The sequence below is a fragment of the Streptomyces sp. NPDC048696 genome, from assembly GCF_043198895.1.
GTDB lineage: Bacteria > Actinomycetota > Actinomycetes > Streptomycetales > Streptomycetaceae > Streptomyces.
Map to the genome: position 1 here is coordinate 1 of NZ_JBICVJ010000028.1, position 21,591 is coordinate 21,591.

At 70.5% G+C, this 21,591-nt stretch carries 16 protein-coding genes; 11 read left to right on the forward strand and 5 right to left on the reverse strand.

Translation table 11 applies throughout. From position 1 onward, the window contains the following. Nucleotides 1–457 precede the first annotated feature (457 nt). The gene (locus ACGFRG_RS34660) at nt 458–3,904 is read left to right on the forward strand and encodes an AAA domain-containing protein (RefSeq protein WP_393270476.1); all 3,447 of its coding nucleotides are present in this window, start codon (nt 458–460) and stop codon (nt 3,902–3,904) included. Nucleotides 3,905–4,008: 104 nt separating this feature from the next. Here the strand turns inward: ACGFRG_RS34660 and ACGFRG_RS34665 are convergent, their stop codons facing one another. Then, on the reverse strand, nt 4,009–4,575 hold the full coding sequence (locus ACGFRG_RS34665; protein WP_393270478.1) for a Uma2 family endonuclease: 567 nt from the start codon (nt 4,573–4,575) through the stop codon (nt 4,009–4,011). A 196-nt stretch (nt 4,576–4,771) separates the two neighbouring features. Here ACGFRG_RS34665 and ACGFRG_RS34670 point away from each other — a divergent pair, with 196 nt between their 5' ends. Next, nucleotides 4,772–6,784, forward strand: a complete 2,013-nt coding sequence (locus ACGFRG_RS34670; protein ID WP_393270480.1) for a thioredoxin domain-containing protein — start codon at nt 4,772–4,774, stop codon at nt 6,782–6,784. Nucleotides 6,785–6,871: 87 nt separating this feature from the next. Here the strand turns inward: ACGFRG_RS34670 and ACGFRG_RS34675 are convergent, their stop codons facing one another. Beyond that, nucleotides 6,872–7,261, reverse strand: a complete 390-nt coding sequence (locus ACGFRG_RS34675; protein ID WP_361431959.1) for a hypothetical protein — start codon at nt 7,259–7,261, stop codon at nt 6,872–6,874. A gap of 291 nt (nt 7,262–7,552) precedes the next feature. Here ACGFRG_RS34675 and ACGFRG_RS34680 point away from each other — a divergent pair, with 291 nt between their 5' ends. Together ACGFRG_RS34680 and ACGFRG_RS34685 are read left to right on the forward strand one after the other, a co-directional pair. Further along, complete coding sequence (locus ACGFRG_RS34680; protein ID WP_361431957.1) at nt 7,553–9,925, forward strand: glycoside hydrolase domain-containing protein; 2,373 nt, start codon at nt 7,553–7,555, stop codon at nt 9,923–9,925. Nucleotides 9,926–10,055: 130 nt separating this feature from the next. Further along, nucleotides 10,056–10,751, forward strand: coding sequence for a hypothetical protein (locus tag ACGFRG_RS34685; protein WP_361431955.1), 696 nt, complete (start codon nt 10,056–10,058; stop codon nt 10,749–10,751). A 58-nt stretch (nt 10,752–10,809) separates the two neighbouring features. Here ACGFRG_RS34685 and ACGFRG_RS34690 read toward each other — a convergent pair whose 3' ends face one another. From ACGFRG_RS34690 to ACGFRG_RS34700, 3 genes are all read right to left on the reverse strand, one after another. Further along, complete coding sequence (locus ACGFRG_RS34690; protein ID WP_393270484.1) at nt 10,810–11,445, reverse strand: TetR/AcrR family transcriptional regulator; 636 nt, start codon at nt 11,443–11,445, stop codon at nt 10,810–10,812. A 30-nt stretch (nt 11,446–11,475) separates the two neighbouring features. Further along, a complete protein-coding gene (locus tag ACGFRG_RS34695; protein WP_361431950.1) occupies nt 11,476–13,014 on the reverse strand; it encodes a DHA2 family efflux MFS transporter permease subunit in 1,539 nt (512 codons plus the stop codon). Nucleotides 13,015–13,080: 66 nt separating this feature from the next. After that, entirely contained in the window at nt 13,081–13,761 is a 681-nt protein-coding gene (locus tag ACGFRG_RS34700; RefSeq protein WP_361431947.1) for a hemolysin III family protein, read from the reverse strand. Between the two features lie 276 nt (nt 13,762–14,037). Here ACGFRG_RS34700 and ACGFRG_RS34705 point away from each other — a divergent pair, with 276 nt between their 5' ends. The 7 genes from ACGFRG_RS34705 (at nt 14,038) to ACGFRG_RS34735 (ending at nt 21,511) form a co-directional block, all read left to right on the forward strand. Further along, nucleotides 14,038–15,861, forward strand: a complete 1,824-nt coding sequence (locus ACGFRG_RS34705) for a phosphoenolpyruvate carboxykinase (GTP) (RefSeq protein ID WP_393270487.1) — start codon at nt 14,038–14,040, stop codon at nt 15,859–15,861. Between the two features lie 253 nt (nt 15,862–16,114). Further along, the gene (locus tag ACGFRG_RS34710) at nt 16,115–17,110 is read left to right on the forward strand and encodes a serine/threonine-protein kinase (RefSeq protein WP_361431941.1); all 996 of its coding nucleotides are present in this window, start codon (nt 16,115–16,117) and stop codon (nt 17,108–17,110) included. Nucleotides 17,111–17,123: 13 nt separating this feature from the next. Then, the gene (locus ACGFRG_RS34715; protein ID WP_393270490.1) at nt 17,124–17,558 is read left to right on the forward strand and encodes a hypothetical protein; all 435 of its coding nucleotides are present in this window, start codon (nt 17,124–17,126) and stop codon (nt 17,556–17,558) included. 178 nt (nt 17,559–17,736) lie between these two features. After that, nucleotides 17,737–18,780 carry a hypothetical protein gene (locus tag ACGFRG_RS34720; RefSeq protein WP_393270493.1) on the forward strand — a complete coding sequence of 348 codons (1,044 nt, stop codon included), beginning with the start codon at nt 17,737–17,739 and terminating at the stop codon, nt 18,778–18,780. 29 nt (nt 18,781–18,809) lie between these two features. Beyond that, on the forward strand, nt 18,810–19,574 hold the full coding sequence (locus ACGFRG_RS34725) for a hypothetical protein (RefSeq protein WP_361431933.1): 765 nt from the start codon (nt 18,810–18,812) through the stop codon (nt 19,572–19,574). Between the two features lie 6 nt (nt 19,575–19,580). Beyond that, nucleotides 19,581–20,372, forward strand: coding sequence for a PP2C family serine/threonine-protein phosphatase (locus ACGFRG_RS34730; RefSeq protein WP_361431930.1), 792 nt, complete (start codon nt 19,581–19,583; stop codon nt 20,370–20,372). Continuing rightward, nucleotides 20,369–21,511, forward strand: a complete 1,143-nt coding sequence (locus ACGFRG_RS34735; protein ID WP_361431928.1) for a hypothetical protein — start codon at nt 20,369–20,371, stop codon at nt 21,509–21,511. The genes ACGFRG_RS34730 and ACGFRG_RS34735 overlap by 4 nt, the downstream gene beginning before the upstream one ends. Nucleotides 21,512–21,591 lie beyond the last annotated feature (80 nt).

A 21,591-nucleotide genomic window follows, 5' to 3' on the forward strand; every position in this document is an offset into this window, starting at 1 on the left:
GACGTCGAACACCTCTCTCAACGGCACAGGAGTCTCGTGTGTTGCGGGACATCAGCCCGTCACCCGATCAGTGGCCACTCTGAAAGAGCTCACTGGCCCATGAGGCGTCCCCGTATCTGCTCCAGCTGCTCGTCGGGTACAGCAGCTGCCACTGGTGCCGGTGAACTCGCCGTCGCCCAGCTTGGAATCGGCCATAGGTGCCTTCCTCCGGCTCGATCCCGCCTCACAACGGCCCGATCATCGCAGAGGCGCACCCCACGCTGCGGTGGATTCCGGATGGCTCGTTCGTGGGTGCGTCCGGGGTGCGAGGGCCTTCCGGTGGGGCGATGTGGTGATGCTCAGTGATGCGTATGACAAGGACACACAGGGTCTGACCAGCGTGGGATAGTTGCCGAAATCGCTGTTGTCGTGTCCAGGCGGGCCAGGTGGGCCAGGTGGGGGAACGTTGGCGCAGTGGATGGAGCAGCTGGTTCGGGCAGTGGACGAGGTGCTGGCCGGTGAAGGCCGCGCTGGTGGCCGTGCGGAGTCAACGCGGCACACGAAGGTCGGGGACGTCCACTACCTGGAGGACGGCTGGTACGGGCTGTCCACCTTTGCGAGCCGGATCGATCCCGACGACCTCCAGGACATGCGGCTGGCCACGGGGGCCGGACCCGACGATCAGCAGAGCCGGTCCTTCACCGTGCTCGGTTGGCAGGTCGAGTCGGAGCGGGTCCGTCTCCAGGTGGCGCCCCACGCGCCCCGGAGCGGAATGTCGCTGTGGGCGGTGCGGCGGCCGCCTGATTTCCTGTTTCGCTCGCTGCGCGAGGCATTGGCGGCCCTGCCGGACAACGGACTCACAGAGCGGCTGGTCGGCGGCAGGATCGACGCGGTTGCCCCCTCGGAGACCTCGGCCTGCGGCGGTGTCCTGAAGGGCGGCCAGGCACAGGCGTACCTGGCCTGCACCTCGCCGGGCCTGCGGTTGGTCTGGGGGCCGCCCGGTACTGGGAAGACGACCGTGCTGACCCGGGCGTTGAGCGACTTGGCCCTGCGAGGCAAGCGGGTCCTGCTGGTCTCCGGCACCAACGTGGCGGTGGACAACGCATTGGAAGGGGTACTCAAGGAGCGCTCTTCGCTGCCACCCGGCTTGATGGTCCGGGTCGGCTCTCCCGCGCTCCGCCGTGTGGCCGAGGACCCGCGTGTCTCGCTGCCCTTGCTGGTGCGGGCGAAGGCGGCGGAGGCCGAGCAGGCGGTGCAAGGCGTCGCCGAGCAACTCGCCACCCTGGCAGGCGAACCGAAGCTGATTGAACTGTGCGAGACGGAGGCCCGGCTCACCGGCTTTGATCCCGACACGTACGAGCAGGCCAAGGGGCGACTTGCCCATGGCCTCTTGGTGGAGCGCCTCGCGGTCGAACTGGAGGCAGCTGAAGCGGGTGAGGCGGACGCTCGGGCTCAGAGCGAGCAGGCTGCAGACGAACATCAGGAGGCACTGGGCCGGTGGGAGAGCTGGGCACCCCAGCGGGCTCTGCTGGAGCAGATGGCCCGGTGGCTGGCCGAGATCGAGAAGGGGGAGCACAGCCAGCAGCAGCTGCGGGCCGCGCTGTTCGACACCGAGGCCGCCCTGGTTGCTCTGGACACGGAGGAACGTGAACTCGACGGGCGGAGCCGCCTGCGGACCAGACGACGGCGTGGCGAGATCCAGCGTGAACGAGCTGAGCGGAGCCGACGCCGCGATGCCCTCCACCAGCAGGTCGCCCAAGCCGCCGAGACCTACGCTGCCCACCACGAGGTGCTGCGCCGACAGATCGCCCAGGCACGGGCGGCGGCCCATCCCGTCGATGACGCCGCGCTGCGCCTGCAACTGGCGCTGATCGATTCAACTGCTGCCAACCAGGCCAAGGTGAACCAGGACCTTGCCCTCGTCCAGCAGACGGCGCAGGCCGCCGCACACCGGCTGCGGGCGGCCCAGCAGGATCACCATCCTCAGCCCGGGGACACCGATCTGGTGGCCGCCTCCGAGAGTGCCGGCCTTCCCCGGCTGGCCGTCCGACTCCGGGAACTGCGGACCTCCTGTGCTGGACTGCTCGCCGGACAACGCGAGTTGGAGCGCGAACACGAGCGGCTCGTGCGGGAGCTGGCGCGCCGGCGCTCCCAGGCCGAGCCCGAGCTGATCCGCGGGGCGAGCGTGGTGGCCACTACGCTCGCCCGGCTGAGACTCAACCGGACTGTGGCCGAAGGGCCTTATGACGTCGTCCTCGTCGACGAGGCCGGAGCCGCGCTGCTACCCGAACTGATCGTCGCGGTCGCCAAGGCCAACGAGACCGTTGTCCTGTTCGGCGATTTCTGCCAGCTCGGCCCGGTCATGCCCAAGCGCGTGCCGAAGCAGCCAGAGCTGGAGCGGTGGATTCGCACGGACTGCTTCGAGCTGGTGGGCGTCCGCACACCCGCCGACGCGCTGGCGCACCCCGGCTGCGCGGCGCTGCTCACCACGCACCGGTTCGGACCCGACACCACCGACCTGGTGAACCGGATCGCCTACGGCGGCATGCTCACGTCGGCCCGCCCGGTGCGAGACCGTGTCCTCGACCCGGAGATCATCCTGGTCACGACCGACGGGCTCGGCGAGGGAGGCGATGGAATCGCGAGCGTACGACGGGCGCCGGGTGGAACCGGCCGCTGGTGGGTGGCCGGCAGTCTGCTGGCGACCGCGCTGGCCGAACGCCACCATGACGAGGGCGAGAGCGTCGGCATCGTCACGCCGTACAAGGCGCAGGCCCAGGTGACCCACGACTGGCTCCACGACCAGGGGCGTCTCTTCCGCGCCCCTGTGGTGGAGGTGGGTACGGCGCACCGCTTCCAGGGCCGGGAGTTCGACGTGGTCGTTCTGGACCTGGTGGAGGACGGTGTGTTGTCGGGATGGACGGCCGCCGGTGACTTCAAGGGCGCGCGTTCTTTCCCCAAGGACGGGGCCAGACTCTTCAACGTGGGTGCGACCCGGGCCCGCCAGCGTGTCTACGTGATTGCCGCCTGGGACGCCCTCGCCAGAGCGGCGAACGGGACGGTGCTGGCCCATTTGCGGGACATGGCGAGAGCGGAGCCCGAGGCGCTGGTGCGCGGCGTCCGCTCTGATCACCTCCTCGGCCTGCCGCCTGCCGAGTCGACGGGACTGAACCCGTTGCAGCAGGAGATCTGGGAGGCCTTCGAAGGCCACGTCCGGTACACCGCCATCCACGACGAGGACACCTACTACCCCGACGCCCTCGACGCCATTGACCAGGCCCGCCACAGTATTTGGCTCTGGTCTCCCTGGTACACCAAGCGCATGTGGGAGGTGCTCCCGCGCCTTCATGACGCGCGCCACCGCGGCGTGCGGATCCACCTTTTCGTCACCAATGAGAGCGACAGCCTGCTCCAGGGCCAGCTGGCGAAGCCGGCCACTGCGGCCGACGCCGCCCGTCGGCTGCCGGACCTCAAGGCGGTGGCCGACACTCTGGTGGAGATCAAGGACATGCACCAGAAGATCTTGGTGATCGACGAGCAGCTCTGTTTCCTCGGCAGCCTCAACACCTTGTCGCATGCGCCGGGTGGTCAGGGTCGGCGGGAGATCATGGTCCCGTTCCGGGGCCGCCGATTCGCCCGCCACATCCTTGACCACGAGAACGCCGAACTTTTGCTCCACCCGCCCGTCTGCCCCGACCACGGAGCCCAGGCCGAGCTGCGCAAGTACACGATCCCGTCCAAGCAGCGCCCCGCGAGATCCCCGCACACGACCAACCATCCGGCTCAGCGTTACTTCGTCTGGGCCTGTCCCACACGCATTGCCGTCGTCGAATCCGATGGCACCTCCGCCACGGTCGGTTGCGACAGACGCAAGGCGCTGCGCCCGGAGGAGGCCAGGTACCTGGGAAGGCAGCCATCGTTGTAGGCGTCGAACTCGTGCTCGCCCTTCGGGGAGCTCGACCCCGAGCGCGTAGTCGGCGGCTGCGACTTCCCCGTCAGTGGCGGCTTGCAAGGGCGACTTCTCTGCGCTTACATGACCCCAAGATCGACCGTGATGGAGAAAGGTGCGGTGGCCTTCACCGTGCCGGTGAACATCTCGCCGTCCCTGTATGCCTTGGTGGCGGGGTCGAGGACGTAGGTGTAGATGATCGGGATACCGGTGGCGGCCTGCTCGACCCGCCAGTAGAAGGGGATGCCGGCCTTGGCGTACTGGTCCACCTTCACGATCCGGTCAGTTGTTTCCGAGCCGGGCGACACGACTTCGACGACCAGGAGTACGTGCTCGGGGCGGGTGGGCGTGAGGTCGATGGTTTCCGCCCGGTAGACGGTGACGTCCGGGCGGCGGTTGGTGAGCGGAACGTCCTGCAAGCGGACGTCGAAGTCCGTGTCTGCGTTCCAGTCCGGGCCCGCAGCGGCGTCCAGGGCATTGGCCAGGATGCGGGCCAGCCGGTTATGCCGCTTCGAGGCGCTCGGGCTCACGATGACCATCCCGTCCACGATCTCGATGCCGGCGCACTGCTCCTCGGACCAGGAGTCGTACTGCTCCGCGCTGATCTGCGCATGCATCCAGGCGGGCGCCACCATCTCGGCGGTCATGGTGTACCTCCTTCGAGGAGCCTCGCGGGTCCAGTTCTGCTGCGCCCAGCCTACTGTTCCGAGGTGCCGAGTCGTCCGACTCGGCAGGGGAAGGAGTCGCCCACCACGTGATGGCGCACAAGCGCAGTTCGGCCAAGTGAGGCGGGCTCGTCGGGGTTTCACCGGTCGCGGCAGGTGCTGTGAGAGGCTGGGGCGTATGAACCGGTTGGCTGGTGTGACCTCGCCTTATCTGCTTCAGCACGCTGACAATCCGGTCGACTGGTGGCCGTGGACGCCGAAGGCTTTCGAGGAGGCACGGCGGCGTGATGTGCCCGTTCTGCTGTCGGTCGGTTACTCAGCGTGCCACTGGTGCCATGTGATGGCCCATGAGTCGTTCGAGGACGAGGCGACGGCCGCGTATCTCAACGAGCACTTCGTGAATGTGAAGGTCGACCGGGAGGAGCGCCCGGACGTCGACGCCGTCTACATGGAGGCGGTGCAGGCCGCGACCGGGCAGGGCGGCTGGCCGATGACCGTCTTCTTGACGGCGGACGCCGAACCGTTCTACTTCGGCACCTACTTCCCGCCCGCCCCCCGCCACGGCATGCCGTCGTTCGGGCAGGTCCTGGAGGGTGTGACGGCGGCCTGGACGGACCGGCGCGAGGAGGTCGGCGAGGTCGCGGCGAGGGTCGTACGGGATCTGTCCGAGCGCGAGCTGAGCCACGGCGGGGACGCCGGGGTGCCCGGCGAGGAGGAGCTTGCGGGCGCGCTGCTCGGGCTCACCCGCGACTACGACGAGCAGCACGGCGGCTTCGGCGGCGCGCCCAAGTTCCCGCCGTCGATGACCCTGGAGTTCCTGCTGCGCCACCACGCCCGTACGGGCGCCGAGGGCGCGCTCCAGATGGCCGCCGACACCTGCGAGCGGATGGCCCGCGGCGGCATCTACGACCAGCTCGGCGGCGGTTTCGCGCGCTACTCCGTGGATCGCGGGTGGGTGGTCCCGCACTTCGAGAAGATGCTGTACGACAACGCGCTGCTGTGCCGGGTGTACGCGCACCTGTGGCGCGCCACCGGCTCCGACCTGGCCCGCCGGGTGGCCCTGGAGACCGCCGACTTCATGGTCCGCGAGCTGCGCACGGCCGAGGGCGGCTACGCCTCGGCGCTGGACGCGGACAGCGACGACGGCGGCGGGCGGCATGTGGAGGGCGCGTTCTACGTGTGGACGCCCGCGCAGCTGGCCGAGGTGCTGGGGGAGCGGGACGGCGCGGCGGCCGCGCGTCACTTCGGCGTGAGCGAGGAGGGCACCTTCGAGGAGGGCGCCTCGGTCCTCCAGCTCCCGCAGGACGGCGGCCTGCTGGACGCGGGCGTACGGGACCGGCTCTTCGCGGCCCGCGAGGCGCGGCCCCGGCCCGGCCGGGACGACAAGGTGGTCGCGGCCTGGAACGGTCTGGCCATCGCCGCGCTGGCCGAGACGGGCGCCTACTTCGACCGGCCGGACCTGGTGGAGCGGGCCACCGAGGCGGCGGACCTGCTGGTACGGGTCCACTTCGACGTGTCGGGCGGCCGCGCGCGCCTGGCCCGTACGTCCAAGGACGGCAAGGTCGGCGCGAACGCCGGGGTCCTGGAGGACTACGCGGACGTCGCCGAGGGCTTCCTGGCGCTGGCCGGGGTGACCGGTGAGGGTGCCTGGCTGGAGTTCGCGGGGTTCCTGCTCGACATCGTCCTGGACCAGTTCCGGGGCGACGGCGGGGCGCTGTACGACACGGCGCACGACGCGGAGCGGCTGATCCGGCGGCCGCAGGACCCGACGGACAGCGCGACCCCGTCCGGCTGGACGGCGGCGGCGTCCGCGCTGCTCTCGTACGCGGCGCACACCGGCTCGTCGGCCCATCGCGCGGCCGCCGAGGGCGCGTTGGGCGTGGTCAAGGCGCTGGGGCCGCGTGCCCCGCGCTTCATCGGCTGGGGCCTGGCGGCGGCCGAGGCGCTGCTCGACGGGCCCCGCGAGGTGGCCGTGGTGGGCCCGCCCGGCGGCGAGCTGCACCGGGCCGCGCTGCTCGGTACGGCGCCGGGGGCGGTGGTGGCGGTGGGGCTGCCCAAGGACGCGTCCGAGTTCCCGCTGCTGGCGGACCGGCCGCTGGTCGCGGGGGAGGCCGCGGCGTATGTGTGCCGGCAGTTCACTTGCGATGCGCCTGTTACGGGGGTGGAGGCGTTGCGGGAGGCGCTGTCCTGAGCGCGGGTGTTTGTCTGCGGGCCGGTGGGGGCTGGGCGCGCAGTTCCCCGCGCCCCTTCGGGCGCGGGGAACCGTCCTCGTAAAACGTCAGTTGTCGTTCTTGAAGATGCCGATGTAGTACCAGTCGCCCCGGTCCGGGGACTGCCACGCCGGGACCCACTCGTCCTGCGAGCCCAGCCAGCTGCCGCCGCTCTGGCCGCAGGTCTTGTCGGTCCACTTGCTGAAGTGCATGTAGTCGCGCCACCACCAGCCGGGCATCTTGGTCTCGTAACCCGACGTGATCAGGCACGCGGTGGCGGGCGCGCCGTGCTGGTCGAGGCCCTGGATCTTGATCGACTCGACCCGGCGCGTGGAGTCGTCGATGACGATCTGCTGTCCGTTGGTCCCGGCGAAGGCGGTTCCGCCCGTGGCGGCGAGGCCGGTGACGGTCAGCGCACCGGTCGCCGCGGCCATGGCGAACTTCTTGCCCATACCCATGAGTTGTCCCCCTAGATCGTAAATGATCACTTGCAGTGGGAGATAGTACGACAGGTCTGGCCATGGCTTGTACATGACGAGGATGTCGGATCCGTCGGCTATGATCACCGCACCATCGGCGGTCGACGGGGGAAACCGACGCCGAGGTGATGCGGGGAAATCTGCCCACGCGCGCCGCTCTGACCACCCTGCCCGTACGGGCAGGTGAGCCGCGCCGCGGTTCGGCACGGGTTCCGCCATCAGGATTCACGCACCCCCGAGTCCCGAGCCCCGCTCATCAGAAAGAGAAACATGGCGGACGACAGAGTTCTTGCTGCCCAGAAGTGGGTCAACGCCACGTACGCGGCGGTCCCCGGCTATGTGAAGTGTCCCGAGGACGGGCGCACCGGCTGGTCGACGATGTTCTCGCTGACCATGGCGCTCCAGGTCGAGCTGGGCATCACCCCGCTCGTGGCGAGCTTCGGTCCGGGCACGCTCGCCAAGCTGGCCGCGCGCGGCGACATCGGCGCCAACGAGCCGAACGCCAACATCAAGCGGATCGTCCAGCACGCCCTGTTCTGCAAGGGCTACTGGGGCGGCGACGGCAACGGCAACTACGACCTGGCCACCGCCAAGTCGGTCGGCAAGCTCAAGGTCGACGCGGGCATCGAGAACTCGGACCTGCTGGTCCAGCCCAAGATCTTCAAGGCGCTGCTGACCATGGACGCCTATGTCTCGGTCCCGGGCGGCACCGACAAGGTCCGCGAGGTCCAGCGCTGGCTGAACGGCCGCTACTTCGGCAAGTCGTCGTTCTTCATCGGGCCCGCCGACGGCGTGTACTCCCGCGATGTGCAGAAGTCCCTGATGAAGGCGATCCAGTACGAGATCGGCATACCCGACGACCAGGCGACCGGCTCGTTCGGCCCGGGCACCCAGGCGGGTCTGAAGCAGCACGTGATGAAGGAGGGCGACTCGGGCATCTTCGTCCAGCTCTTCTCCGCCGCCTGTGTCTTCAACTCCCCGATCGTCAAGGGCACCTCCAACGTCGCCACCACGTTCCGAAGCACCTTCGACTCCAAGCTCACCGAGTTCGTCAAGATCTTCCAGGAGTTCTCGGAGCTGGACAGCCGCGACGGCCGGGGCGACTACGTCACGTGGGCGCAGCTGCTGGTCTCCACCGGCGACCCGGAGCGCTCGACCCTGGCGTGCGACACCCGGTTCCGGATCACCCGGCCGCGCGCGGACGCCCTGTACAAGGCGGGCTACCGCTATGTCGGCCGCTACCTGTTCGACCCGCCGGGCAGCACGCTCGACAAGAACATCAAGGACGGCGAACTCGACGACATCTTCGCCGCCGGTCTGAGCGTCTTCCCGATCTACCAGGACAACGCCCGGCGCCTGGTCGACTTCACGTACGAGCAGGGCTTCAGCCACGCGCTGAACGCCCATGAGCACGCGGAGGGCTACGGCTTCAACCGGGGTACGACCATCTACTTCGCGGTCGACTACGACGCGACCACGGAGGAGATCACCTCCAACATCGTCCCCTACTTCCAGGGGATCAAGGCGGGCCTCGCCAACAAGGGCGCGCGTTACTCCCACGGCGTCTACGGCTCGCGCAACGTCTGTACGCAGGTCAGCCAGCACGCGGACGCCGCGTACTCGTTCGTCTCCGGCATGTCCTGGGGCTTCTCCGGCAACCTCGGCTTCCCGCTGCCGCCGAACTGGGCGTTCAACCAGATCAAGGAGTTCAAGTTCAGCTCCGGCGGTGACACGTTCGACCTCGACAACGACGCGCACCGCAAGAACAGCGACGAGGGGCAGAACTCGGTCCGCAAGACCGTGTCCCCGGCCGACGACTTCATCAAGTACCTGGAAGTCATCTTCCCGCTGGCGATCCAGTACACGAACACCCCCACCAGCACCGCCGACCCGAACCGGCTCACCCTGGAGTACGCCCGCCACATCGGGTACGGCGGTTTCCAGTGGGGGTCGCTGATCGGCTACCCCGACGCGGACTTCATCAAGTTCGCCGACAGCCACGGCGCCAAGATCCTCGACGAGTTCAAGGACCCGGTCACGGGGATCAGGGTCGGCACCGAGCACCTGCTGGCCACGGCCAACGGCCACTACGTCAAGCCGCAGACCAGCAACATCCGCACGGTCGGCGCGGGTGACGTCTCGGGCTGGGGCGGCGACCTCATGACGCTCTACGGCGAGTGGCAGCGCGACATCAAGAGCTACCCGTCCGGCGGGGGCTACGTGCACGCGAAGTTCGCGAAGGTCGGCGTGCAGTCCACGTTCCCGCTGGACGACCTCATCGAGGACGCGGACGGCTATCTGATCGCCCGGCGGCTGGAGCAGGGCGGGCAGTTCCTCGACGTGGCGCGCGAGCACTACGGCAAGGGCGAGCGCGACATGGGCGCCCTGACCCGCTTCCGGGACTTCTTCGAGATGCGGTTCGGCGGCAGCGTGGACAATGTCGCGGCCATGGCCAAGGGCATGCTCACGACGGTCATCGACCCGGTGATCACGGCCGGTCGCAGGTACCTCATCACGCAGCTCGCACCCAACGCCACGATGCCCGGCGATCTGCCGGAGGCGCAGCTGATGGAGTTCTGCCAGGCGTTCGCCGACGAGCTCCACGACCGGGTCATGCAGGAAGCGAACGCGAAGGGCGCGTAGCGCCCGCGTGTAGGTGCCTTTGTGCAGGTGCGGTTCTTCGGCTGCGGGTCGGTGGGGGCTGGTCGCGCAGTTCCCCGCGCCCCTTCAGGGCCGCACCTGCCTCCATCCGTCTTGAAAGGAACCCTTGTTCATGCGTGATGTCATCACCCCCGCCATACGCCTCGACCGGCGGCGTTTTCTGCTCGCCGGGCTCGGTGTCGCCGGTGGGGCCGTGCTCGCCTCGGGCGGGATGGCGACGACTGCCGCCGCCGCGACGCCCGTTGCGGCAGCCACCAGCCAGTGGCGCAAGAAGAACAGCGCCAACGGGTGGCCGGTGCTCGACCACGCCCCGGCGCACCGCGTCGAGGGTACGGGCGGCGTCCACTTCGACGCGGCCGACGGCGATGTGGCCACCGTGCTGACGCACGTGGTGCGGCGCTTCCACTACGAGATCGACTCGCTCGGCGCGGGCGAGGTCTCCGGGCACACCACCTCGCGCACGGTGGCGGCCGCGTACGAGAGCAACTACCTCTCGGGCACCGCGATCGCGATCCGGCCGCTGCTCTACCCGGCGCGGGCGCAGGGCGGATTCTTCCCGCACGAGCTCGTCGTGGTCCGCGACATCCTCGCCGACCTGGAGGGCGTCGTGAAGTGGGGCGGCGACCTGACGCCGGCCAAGGAGTCGCACTTCCAGATCGACGTGAAGCCGGGTGACGCGGCGCTGCGCCGGGTCGCGGCGAAGCTGCGGGGCTGGGAGCTCCAGCCGGGCGAGGGCGCGGGCACCATCGAGGCCACCGCCCCGGCCCGGATGAAGGCGGCCAAGGCCCTGGCGGCCCGCCAGCGCTGACGCCGGTACGGCGACGGCCGGGCCCCGACCCTCGGCGGAGGGTGGGGGCCCGGCCGCGTCATATGCCGTCGCGCACGGTGTCGAGCGCCCGGTTCACCAGATCCACGAGGTCGTCCCGGTGCTCGTGTTCGGCCCAGTACACGGTCGTCTCGTGGAGCGCGCCGAGGACCGCCATCGAGTACGCCCGCACCTCCAGGTCGGCGGCGGCCCGCCCGGACCGCTCGGCCAGCACCTCGCAGAGCATCCCGGAGGTGACGGAGATCGACTGCATCATCCGGGCCCGCAGCACCGGGACCTCGACCAGCAGCCGGGTGCGCTGGAATATCTCCTCGGGGTCGTGCTCCAGGGCGAGCCGCAGGCCCAGGAGGACGACGTGCCGCAGTGATTCGAGGACCGGCTCGTGCGCCGGGCGCGCCCGCAGCTCGGCGATCATGACCGGGTCGAACTCGTCCGTGAGGACGATGTCCTCCTTGGTCGGGAAGTAGCGGAACACCGTCGAGGGGGAGACCTCGGCCGCCTCCGCGATCTGCTCGACCGTCGTCGCCTCGTACCCCTGCGCGGCGATCAGCTCGTACGTGGCGCGCCGGATCGCGATACGGGTCTTGAGCTTCTTGCGTTCGCGCAGGCCGAGCTGCGGCTGCATGTCCTCGGCGAGCGCGTCGAGGGACTTCGGCGTACGTGCGGTGGCGGGCATGTCGACATTCTCCGGCATCCGTCGACGTTCTCAGGCATCCACGGCGCTGGGCACCACGTCGCCCGCCGGCTGGCCGGAAGGCGCCGCCGGATTCCTGAGCAGCGCCGCCGCGAGGAGCGCGGTGATCACCGCCGCCACCCCGCAGACCAGCAGCACCATGTCCATGCCGTGGACGTACGCCGAGTCGGCCGAGGCGGCCAGCGGCCGGTCGCCGAGCTTGGCCGCGACCAGATGCGCGGCCACCACCGAGTCCCCGGCCCTGCCGGCCGCGGCCCCCGGCAGCCCGGCCACGTCGAGCCGGTCCGTGAAGATCCCCGCGAGCAGCGAGCCGAGCAGGGCGATGCCGATCGCGCTGCCCACCTGACGTACGGTCATCAGCAGCCCGGAGCCGCTGCCCGCGCGGTCCGGCGGCAGGGTCGCGAGCGCCGCCGTCATCGCGGGCACCATGGCGAAGCCGAAGCCGACGCCGGTGATCGTCAGCCACAGCGCCGTGAAGCCGTAACCGCTGTCCACGGTGGTACGGGCGCCGAGGAACGCGGCGAAGGCGAGGACGATCAGCCCGGCGCTGATGGCGCCGCGCGCCCCGAACCGCCGCACCACCGGCTCGCTGCCCTTGGCGGCCACCATCAGCCCGGCCATCAGCGGCATCATCCGCACCCCGGTGCCGAACGCGTCGTTGCCGAGCACCGCCTGGAGGTACTGCGGCAGCACGAACATCAGGCCGGAGAGGATGAACATCACCAGCGTCGCGGCCAGCGTGTTCAGCAGGAACGGGCGGTGTCCGAGCAGCTTCATGTCCAGCATCGGACGGGCCGCGCGCCGCTCCCGTACGACCAGGCCCGCGATCAGGACCAGGCCGGCGGCGAGGGTCGCGAGCACCACCGAGTCGCCCCAGCCGCGCGTCGGGGCCTCGATGATGCCGTAGATCAGCGAGCCGAGTCCGGCGGCGGTGAGCGCGGTCGAGACGGCGTCGACGCGCGGCGCGGCCGGGTCGCGGGTCTCCGGGAGCAGCAGCGCGCAGGCCGTTATGCCGATGGCGACCATGGGCACGTTGACCAGGAAGACCGAGCCCCACCAGAAGTGGTCGAGCAGGAAGCCGCCGACGAGCGGGCCGAGCGGCAGGCCGAGCGCGGAGGCGGCGGTGACGATGCCCATCGCCTTGGTGCGCTCCTCGGCCGGGAAGAGCGTCGGCAGGACGGCCATGGCGAGCGGCATGACGAGCGCGCCGCCGATGCCCATGACCGCGCGGGCCGCGATGACCGCGCCGACGCTGGTGGTGAGCGAGCCGATGAGCGAGCCCACGAGGAAGATCCCCAGACCGGTGATGAGCATCCGGCGGCGGCCGAACCGGTCACCGAGGAGCCCGGCCGGGAGCATCAGGGCGGCGAAGACGACGACATAGGCGTCGGCCATCCACTGCTGCTGGCCGGTGGTGGCGCCGAGCTGCTGCGCCATGGTCGGCAGCGCGACATTGAGGATCGTCATGTCGAAGCCGAGCACCAGCATGCTCGCGACCATCGCTCCCAGCGCCCACCAGCGCCGTGGATCGGGACCTGACGCCTGGGTCATGGCACACCTCCGTAAGAGTTACCGTCAAGTGACAGTAACTCTCAAAAAGGAGCTGGCGTCAAGAAATTACCCGTGCTGGTACGCCACCAGGGAGATCCCCACGTAGTGCACGACGAAGGCGGCCAGGGTGAGGGAGTGGAACACCTCGTGGAAGCCGAACCAGCGCGGGGAGGGGTTGGGGCGCTTGATGCCGTAGATGACACCGCCCGCGCTGTAGAGCAGTCCGCCGACGACGACCAGGACGAGCACCGCGATGCCGCCGGTGCGCAGGAAGTCGGGCAGGAAGAAGACGGCCGCCCAGCCCATCGCTATGTAGCAGGGCGTGTAGAGCCAGCGCGGGGCGCCGACCCAGAAGACCCGGAACGCTATCCCCGCGGCCGCCGCCGCCCACACCGCCCACAGCAGCACCCGGCCGGTGGAGTCCGGGAGCAGCAGCAGGGTGAGCGGGGTGTAGGTGCCCGCGATGATGAGGAAGATGTTGGCGTGGTCGAGCCGGCGCAGGACGGCCTCGCCGCGCGGCCCCCAGTCGCCCCGGTGGTAGAGCGCGCTGACGCCGAAGAGCAGACAGGCGGTCAGGGTGTAGATCCCGCAGGCGATGCGCCCCCGGGTCGAGTGGGCCAGCGCGGTCAGCACCAGACCCGAGATGATCACCGCTGGGAACATCCCGGCGTGCAGCCAGCCCCGCAGCTTGGGCTTCTGAGGCCTTGTCGGCGCGAGCGCCGTCACCTGATCAGTCATGTCCCGCATGCTACCTACGGCTCCGTAGGTTACGGATAGGTGCGGCCCGTAACCGTACGCCTCCGCCTTACGCCCTCCACATGCCTCCGAGGTGAACAATGAGTGGCGATGCTCACGTGAGAGTGCCTCTGGACATATGGGCGAGTGGCACCGATGATCAGATGAGTGCGGTCGGCACCGGATGAGCGCCAGGTAACACCGAAGCGTCCGGGTCGCAGCCCCCACGGGGCAACGAACGAAGAGACCCTCACCAGGGGCTCACCGAACCCTCTACAAGGAGCGATCGTGGCGCGCGACATCGCGGCTCCCACTTCTGTCCCGACCAACCACCAGGAACTGATCTCCTGGGTAGACGAGATCGCAGCCATCACGCAGCCGGACCGGGTGGTCTGGTGCGACGGTTCCGAGGCCGAGTACGAGCGGCTCTGCGAGGAGCTGGTCGCCAAGGGGACGTTCAAGAAGCTCGACCCGATCAAGCGCCCGAACTCGTACTACGCCGCCTCCGACCCGACCGATGTCGCACGGGTCGAGGACCGCACCTTCATCTGCTCCGAGAAGGAGGAGGACGCGGGGCCGACCAACCACTGGAAGGCTCCCGCCGAGATGAGGGCCATCTTCGCGGGCGAGAAGGGGATCTTCCGGGGCTCGATGCGTGGCCGCACCATGTACGTCGTGCCCTTCTGCATGGGCCCGCTCGGCTCGGACCTCTCCGCCATCGGCGTCGAGATCACCGACTCCGCGTACGTCGCTGTCTCCATGCGCACCATGACTCGCATGGGACAGCCGGTCCTGGACGAGCTCGGCACCGACGGCTTCTTCGTCAAGGCCGTCCACACGCTCGGCGCGCCGCTGGCCGAGGGCGAGGCCGACGTGCCGTGGCCCTGCAACTCCACCAAGTACATCTCGCACTTCCCGGAGACCCGCGAGATCTGGTCGTACGGCTCGGGCTACGGCGGCAACGCGCTGCTCGGCAAGAAGTGCTACGCGCTGCGCATCGCGTCCGTCATGGCGCGCGACGAGGGCTGGCTCGCCGAGCACATGCTCATCCTCAAGCTGACGCCCCCGCAGGGCGAGTCGAAGTACGTGGCCGCCGCCTTCCCGTCAGCCTGCGGCAAGACCAACCTCGCCATGCTGGAGCCCACGATCTCCGGCTGGACCGTCGAGACCATCGGCGACGACATCGCGTGGATGCGGTTCGGCGAGGACGGCCGGCTGTACGCGATCAACCCCGAGGCGGGCTTCTTCGGCGTCGCGCCCGGCACCGGTGAGCACACCAACGCCAACGCGATGAAGACGATGTGGGGCAACTCCGTCTTCACCAACGTGGCGCTCACCGACGACAACGACGTGTGGTGGGAGGGCATGACGGAGACCGCTCCGGCCCACCTGACGGACTGGAAGGGCAACGACTGGACGCCCGCCTCCGACACCCCGGCCGCCCACCCCAACGCCCGCTTCACCGTGCCGGCCGGGCAGTGCCCGATCATCGCGCCGGAGTGGGAGGACCCCAAGGGCGTGCCGATCTCGGCGATCCTGTTCGGCGGCCGCCGCGCCTCGGCCGTGCCGCTGGTGACCGAGTCCTTCGACTGGAACCACGGCGTCTTCCTCGGCGCCAACGTCGCCTCCGAGAAGACCGCCGCCGCCGAGGGCAAGGTCGGCGAGCTGCGCCGCGACCCGTTCGCCATGCTGCCGTTCTGCGGCTACAACATGGGCGACTACATGGGCCACTGGATCGACGTCGCCAAGGGCAAGGACCAGGCGAAGCTGCCCAAGATCTACTACGTGAACTGGTTCCGCAAGAACGAGGCGGGCAAGTTCGTGTGGCCCGGCTTCGGCGAGAACAGCCGCGTCCTGAAGTGGATCGTGGAGCGCCTTGAGGGCAAGGCCGAGGGCGTCGAGACCCCGATCGGCATCCTGCCGACCGCCGACTCGCTGGACACCGACGGGCTCGACCTGCCCGCCGCCGACCTCGACTTCCTGCTCAAGGTCGACGCCGAGGTCTGGCGCGAGGAGGCAGCGCTGGTCCCCGAGCACCTGAACACCTTCGGCGACCACACGCCCAAGGAGCTGTGGGACGAGTACCGCGCGCTGGTGACGCGACTGGGCTGAGCCCGCACCCGGCGCGGGCCCCGGCCCGCGCCCCCTGATTCTCGCGGCGGTGCAACCCGACATCCGCCCTGACCTGTGGGGTCACGAATTGCCCCGCCGCGTGAACGCCGAGCCCCCGGAGCCCCCTCACGGCCCCGGGGGCCGGCATGCTTTCGGAGGGCGTTTTTTCGTCATCCCGGCAGCCACGCGGGGGCGTTAGCGGGACACTCGGACCCTGAACGCGGTCGAACCGAGTGCCGAGCGAGGTGGCGGGGTGCGCACACCGGTCAGCGATCCGATGCGGGTGGGGCCGTACCGCATAGTCGGGCGGCTGGGGTCGGGCGGGATGGGGTGGGTGTATCTGGCCCGCTCGCCCGCGGGCCGGGCCGTGGCGGTCAAGGTCGTACGCCCCGAACACGCCGCCGACCCCGACTTCCGCAGCCGCTTCGCGCGCGAGGTCGCGGCCGCGCGGCTGGTCGGCGGGGCGTTCACGGCGGCGGTCGTGGACGCCGACCCGGAGGCCGAACTGCCGTGGCTGGCAACGGCGTACGTACCCGGCCCCGCGCTGTCGGAGGCGATCAGGACCGACGGGACGCTGACCGAGGGGCAGACGCGCCGGCTCGGGGCGGGCCTCGTCGAGGCGCTGCAGGCCATCCACGCGGCCGGGGTGGTGCACCGCGACCTCAAGCCGTCGAACGTCCTGCTCGCCGCGGACGGGCCGCGCGTCATCGACTTCGGCATCTCGCTGGTGGCCGACGCGCCCGGGCTCACCCGGGCCGGGACCGTCCTCGGGACGCCGCCCTACATGTCGCCCGAGCAGATGACCGGGAAGCGGGTCGGGCCGCCGAGCGACGTCTTCTCGCTGGGCGGGACCCTGGTGTACGCGGTCGCCGGGCATCCCCCGCACGGCCATGGCGCCGGGGTCAACTACCGGGTGGTGCACGGTGAGCCCGAACTCGACGACGTACCGGGCGAGTTGAGAGAACTGGTCGGGCGGTGTCTGGCCAAGCGGCCCGAGGACCGGCCCGGTCTGGAGGAGCTGCTGGCGCGGCTGCTCGGCCCGGACGCGGCCAACGCGCAGGCGCTGACCTGGCCGCCGCCCACGGTCGCCCGGCGGATCCGGGTCCGCACCGGGGAGATGCGGGCCCGGCAGGTGGCGGCCACCGGCGTCTCCGTACCGTCCTGTCTGCTGCTGCACGCGCAGACGCTGCTCGACGCGGGGCTCGACGATGCCATGGTGATCGAGGCGGTGGGCCGTGCCGCACGCTGAGGGGGCGCCGGTGATGAGCGAGGGAACCGAACTGGGCTTCCGCTGGCGGACGCTGGTCCACCGGTGGGCGGCCGGGCGCAGTTTCCGCTGCGAGGAGGACACCGTCTCGCTGTCCCTGCGATTCGATCTCACGGAGTCGGGGAAATCCGTCACCGTCCGGTTCATGACCACCAAAAGGCTGCTGGTCGCCTTTATGACGGACGGCCGCTTTCTGCGCGGCGACCAATTGGCGACGGCCGCCGCCGCGGCGAACGCGTGGAACACCGAACAGCTGGTCCCCATGCTGTCGGTGTGGGACGTACGCGGCCCCAGACCCTGTATCGCGGGGGTCTGCACCCTGCCGCTCTCCTGCCGGATGAACCAGCAGGAATTCGATGCTTTGGCCAGCGATTGGGTGGAACAGGCGCGGCAGATGTTCACGCGGTGCCACCAGGTGTTCAAGTTGTAGGTGTGATTCGCGTGAATGGCCAAAAGCCTTTCGGACACACCGTTCAGGCGCCACTATTTGCGATGTGCGTTTCGGGGGTCGGGGGAGGGTTTCGCTCATGGGGCGTCTCCGGTGGACCAGGTGGGGCCGGTTTCTCCGGCTGAGACTTCGCGCGGCCGGACCGGTCGGAGTGGCCGGAGTGGCCGGTCTTGCCGGGCTGTTCGCCGTGGCACTGCTGCCGCTGCTCCTTGTCCCGGCCGCCCCGGCCCTCGCCAGGGGCGGCTGCTCGGGGGACCTGCCCACGCGGCTCAACTGCTGGGCCGACCGGGTCGGCACCGAGGGCGCGTCGGTGGTGGTCACCCTGCACACGCCGCTCGCGCTCGACGGCAACCGGGACGCCTGGAACCTCTCCCAGCACAAGTCCACGTTCGACCGGGGCCCGCTCGTCGTCCTCGTCCCCGCCGGGCATCCCACCGGCGCGGGCGGCACGCTGCTGCTGTTCCTCGCCGGTGACCGGCTGGTCGACCGGGACGCCGAGATCACCCGGCTCGACGGCGCCACCGTGACCCAGCTCAGGAGCATCGGGGCCTGCCAGGGCAAGGCGTGCGACCTCATCGACGCCACCGCCCACAAGGGCAGGGCGGAGAAGGCGCTGCGCGGCGAGGACCTCCTCAAGGCGGGTCTGGCCGCCCCGCTCGACCAGAACACCGACGACGTCGGCGAGGCGGGCGGCGGCGGCTCCTCGCTGCCGCTGCCCGCGCTCGCCATCGCCGCGCTGCTGCTCGTCCTGCTGGCCGCGTTCGTGTTCGTCGTACGCCGCTCGCGGGGCCCGCGCCCGGCGTACGCGACCGTCGCCCCGTCGGCGTCGCACACGCTCTCGCGCGCCGGGTCGCACGCGAGGCAGACGGCCACGCGCCGGGCGACCGCGGCGACCACGGCGACGGCGGTGGCCACGGCGGCCCCCGCCGCCCGCCGCCGCACCCACGGCCGGGACGTCGGCGGTCCCTCGGGCCCCAGCCGTACCGCCGTCGTACGCACCGAACTGCACCCGCAGGGATACGTGGAGCTCGACGACTGCCTCTACCGGGCCCTGTGGGCGGAGCCCGAGGAGCCCGCGCCCGGGCCCGGCGCGCGGGTCGAGGTGACGGAGGGCCGGGGCCGGGACGCCGGAGTCCTGTACGCGTACGACGGCGGCGACAAGACCGTACGCATCACCAGAGACCGTGCGCCGCACGGCAGTTGAGAGACCGAACCGGACCGGGAGAGACCGCGATGCGCAGGCAGCAGCCACCCAGGACGCTTCCGGCGGAGTACGCCGACATCGAGTTCGAGAACAACGCCCAACGGCTGCCGCTGGTGCTCTGCCTCGACACCTCCAGCTCGATGACCGGCCCGCCCATAGACGCCCTCAACCAGGCGCTCGGCGAATGGACCCGCGAGCTCCACGACGACGTCAGCCTCAGCTACAGCGTCGAGGTCGCCGTGATCACCTTCGGCGGGCGCGGCGTGACCGCGTGGCGCGGGGCGCGGCCGCTCGAACCGGGTGCGCCCGTCGGCCCGTTCGTGGCGGCCCACCAGTTCGAGGCGCCGCGTCTGACGGCCTCCGGGGTGACCTTGATGACCGAGGCCCTGGAGCTGGCGATGCATGTGGTGGCCGCCCGCAAGACCGAGCTGCGCTCGCAGGGGCTCCAGTACTACCGGCCGCAGATCTGCCTGGTCACGGACGGGCTGCCGACCGACGGCACGGGCCATCTCACCCACTCCTGGCAGCGGTTGGTGCCGGTGCTCGCCGAGGAGCAGGCGGCGCGGCGCTTCCGGCTGTACGCGATCGGGGTCGGCGGCCTGACCGACATGGCGGAACAGGTGCTCCAGGCGTTCGCGCCCAAGTTCAACGCGCGGCTGCAGGGCTTCCCGTTCCGGCAGCTGCTCCAGATGATGTCGGCGAGCGCGGGCGCCGAGCAGAAGGGCGCGGGCGACGAGGTCTTCGAGAAGATCTTCAGCCAGTTCAAGACGCAGCGCCCGGCCTGGGAAGCCTGAGCGGCCATGGCCGCCCGGACGAACGGGAGCTGGCGGGTGCACGGCCTGAGCGTGGAGGGCTACCGGCACCGGCGGGACGACGTGCCGTGCCAGGACGCCTGGAGCTGCGCCACCCACGGCTCCGTGACGGTGCTCGCGGTCGCCGACGGCGCGGGCAGCAGGCCGCGCTCGGACGAGGGCTCGCGGCTCGCGGTCGACCTCGCGGTGGAGCACTTCGGCCGGCTGCCCGCCTCCGAGGGCGACGGCCCGTTCGCGCACCGGGTGCTGCGCCAGGCGTTCCAGCGGGTGGCGGACGACTTCATGGACGGTACGGGCGGTTCGGCCGACTTCGCGACGACGCTCACCGTGGTGGTGCTCGCGCCCGGCTGGCTGGGGCACTGCAGCGTGGGGGACGGGTTCGTGGTGCTGCGGGCCGGGACCGAGGACGGAGAGCGGCAGTTCCATCTGCTGCCGCAGCCCGAGGCGGTGAGCGAGTACAGCAACGAGACGGTCTTCCTCACCTCGCCGGACGCGGCCCGCCGGATGCGTACGGACTGCGTACGGGACGACGGCGTGGACGCCGTCCTGCTCTCCACGGACGGCCTGGCGCAGGCGGCCCTGTCCTGGTCGGGCGGGGTCCCGCAGGCGGCCAACGAGTCCTTCGCGGCGGCCGTGCTGCGCTCCCTCGACTCGGGGGCGGTCGCGGCCGGGGCCGAGGACGAGAAACTGGCCGCGCTGCTCCGCTCCGACCGGCTGACCGCGCTCAACGGCGACGACAAGACACTGCTGCGGGCGGTACGGGTCGGGGGCGCGGCGTGACGGCCCCGGGCGGGCGGACGGTGCTGCTCGGCGATGTGGCGGTGGTGCTCGCCGACACGCCTCTGAAGGGCGGTGGCCAGGCGGCGGTGTACACGGTCGAGGGCCATGACGGCATCGTGGTGAAGCTGTACCGGGACCGGCCGGGGCCGGAGCAGGAGCGGCGGCTGAACCGGATGCTGACGATGGCGCCGCTGGGCGGCCGCCCCACGGACCGCTCCCAGCGGCCGGAACTGGCCTGGCCGACCGCGCCCGCGCGGTCGCCCGCCGGGGAGTTCCTGGGTTACGCGATGCAGCGGTTCGGGGAGCCCGAACACGTCCAGCTGGTGGGCCTGTTCACGCGGGCGCAGCGGGTACGGCTGTTCCACGACCGGGCGGACTGGCGGTTCCTGCTCGGGGTGAGCTGGAACCTGGCGTTCATGACGGCCCGGATGCATCACGAGAACCTGGTGATCGGGGACTTCTCCAGCAGCAACGTGGTGGTCGACGCGAACGGCTTCGTGACCTTCCTGGACTGCGACTCGATCGCGTTCACGGACCCGGTGACGGGGGAGCTGTTCCCGTGCCTGATGCACACCACGGACTACTCGGCGCCGGAGCGGCAGGCGGGGGGACCGGCGACGCGGGAGAGCGACGACTTCGCGCTCGCGGTCCTCGTCTACCAGCTCCTGACGGCGGGCAACCACCCCTTCGGAGGTGTGCCGCACGAGTCCGTGTCGGAGTCGACGGTGCAGGACAACATCGCGGCGAGCATTTCGTACGTGGTGTCGCCGGAGGTCGTCGTGGTGCCGCGCGGCACGGTGGACCCGTCGGTGCTGCCGCCGGAGCTGCTCGCGCTGGCCCGGGCGGCGTTCGGGGCCGGGGTCCACGATCCGTCCGCCCGCCCCTCGGCGGAGGACTGGCTGCGGGCGCTGGACCGCGAGCGGGCGAACGTACGGGTGTGTTCGGCTCGGCCGCGCCATTCGTACGGCTCGCACCTGTCGTCCTGCCCGTGGTGCGCGCGAGCGCTCTCGACGGGCCACGACGTCTTCAACCTGGGCCCGGTCACGGTCCCCCCACCCCCCACTCCGTGGCGGGACACGGTGCTGATCGCTGCCGCGGTGCTCGTGGTGCTGCTGGTGATCCTGAGCGCGATCTTGTAGCTGCGGGCCGGTGGGGGCTGGTCGCGCAGTTCCCCGCGCCCCTTGATGGGCCCTTCGGGCCCTCCTTTAGGGGCGCGGGG

Coding starts and splice junctions, on each gene's coding strand:
- ACGFRG_RS34660 (WP_393270476.1), top strand. CDS start 458: ATGGAGCAGCTGGTTCGGGCAGTGGACGAGGTGCTGGCCGGTGAAGGC.
- ACGFRG_RS34665 (WP_393270478.1), bottom strand. CDS start 4,575: ATGACCGCCGAGATGGTGGCGCCCGCCTGGATGCATGCGCAGATCAGC.
- ACGFRG_RS34670 (WP_393270480.1), top strand. CDS start 4,772: ATGAACCGGTTGGCTGGTGTGACCTCGCCTTATCTGCTTCAGCACGCT.
- ACGFRG_RS34675 (WP_361431959.1), bottom strand. CDS start 7,261: ATGGGTATGGGCAAGAAGTTCGCCATGGCCGCGGCGACCGGTGCGCTG.
- ACGFRG_RS34680 (WP_361431957.1), top strand. CDS start 7,553: ATGGCGGACGACAGAGTTCTTGCTGCCCAGAAGTGGGTCAACGCCACG.
- ACGFRG_RS34685 (WP_361431955.1), top strand. CDS start 10,056: ATGCGTGATGTCATCACCCCCGCCATACGCCTCGACCGGCGGCGTTTT.
- ACGFRG_RS34690 (WP_393270484.1), bottom strand. CDS start 11,445: ATGCCCGCCACCGCACGTACGCCGAAGTCCCTCGACGCGCTCGCCGAG.
- ACGFRG_RS34695 (WP_361431950.1), bottom strand. CDS start 13,014: ATGACCCAGGCGTCAGGTCCCGATCCACGGCGCTGGTGGGCGCTGGGA.
- ACGFRG_RS34700 (WP_361431947.1), bottom strand. CDS start 13,761: ATGCGGGACATGACTGATCAGGTGACGGCGCTCGCGCCGACAAGGCCT.
- ACGFRG_RS34715 (WP_393270490.1), top strand. CDS start 17,124: ATGAGCGAGGGAACCGAACTGGGCTTCCGCTGGCGGACGCTGGTCCAC.
- ACGFRG_RS34725 (WP_361431933.1), top strand. CDS start 18,810: ATGCGCAGGCAGCAGCCACCCAGGACGCTTCCGGCGGAGTACGCCGAC.
- ACGFRG_RS34730 (WP_361431930.1), top strand. CDS start 19,581: ATGGCCGCCCGGACGAACGGGAGCTGGCGGGTGCACGGCCTGAGCGTG.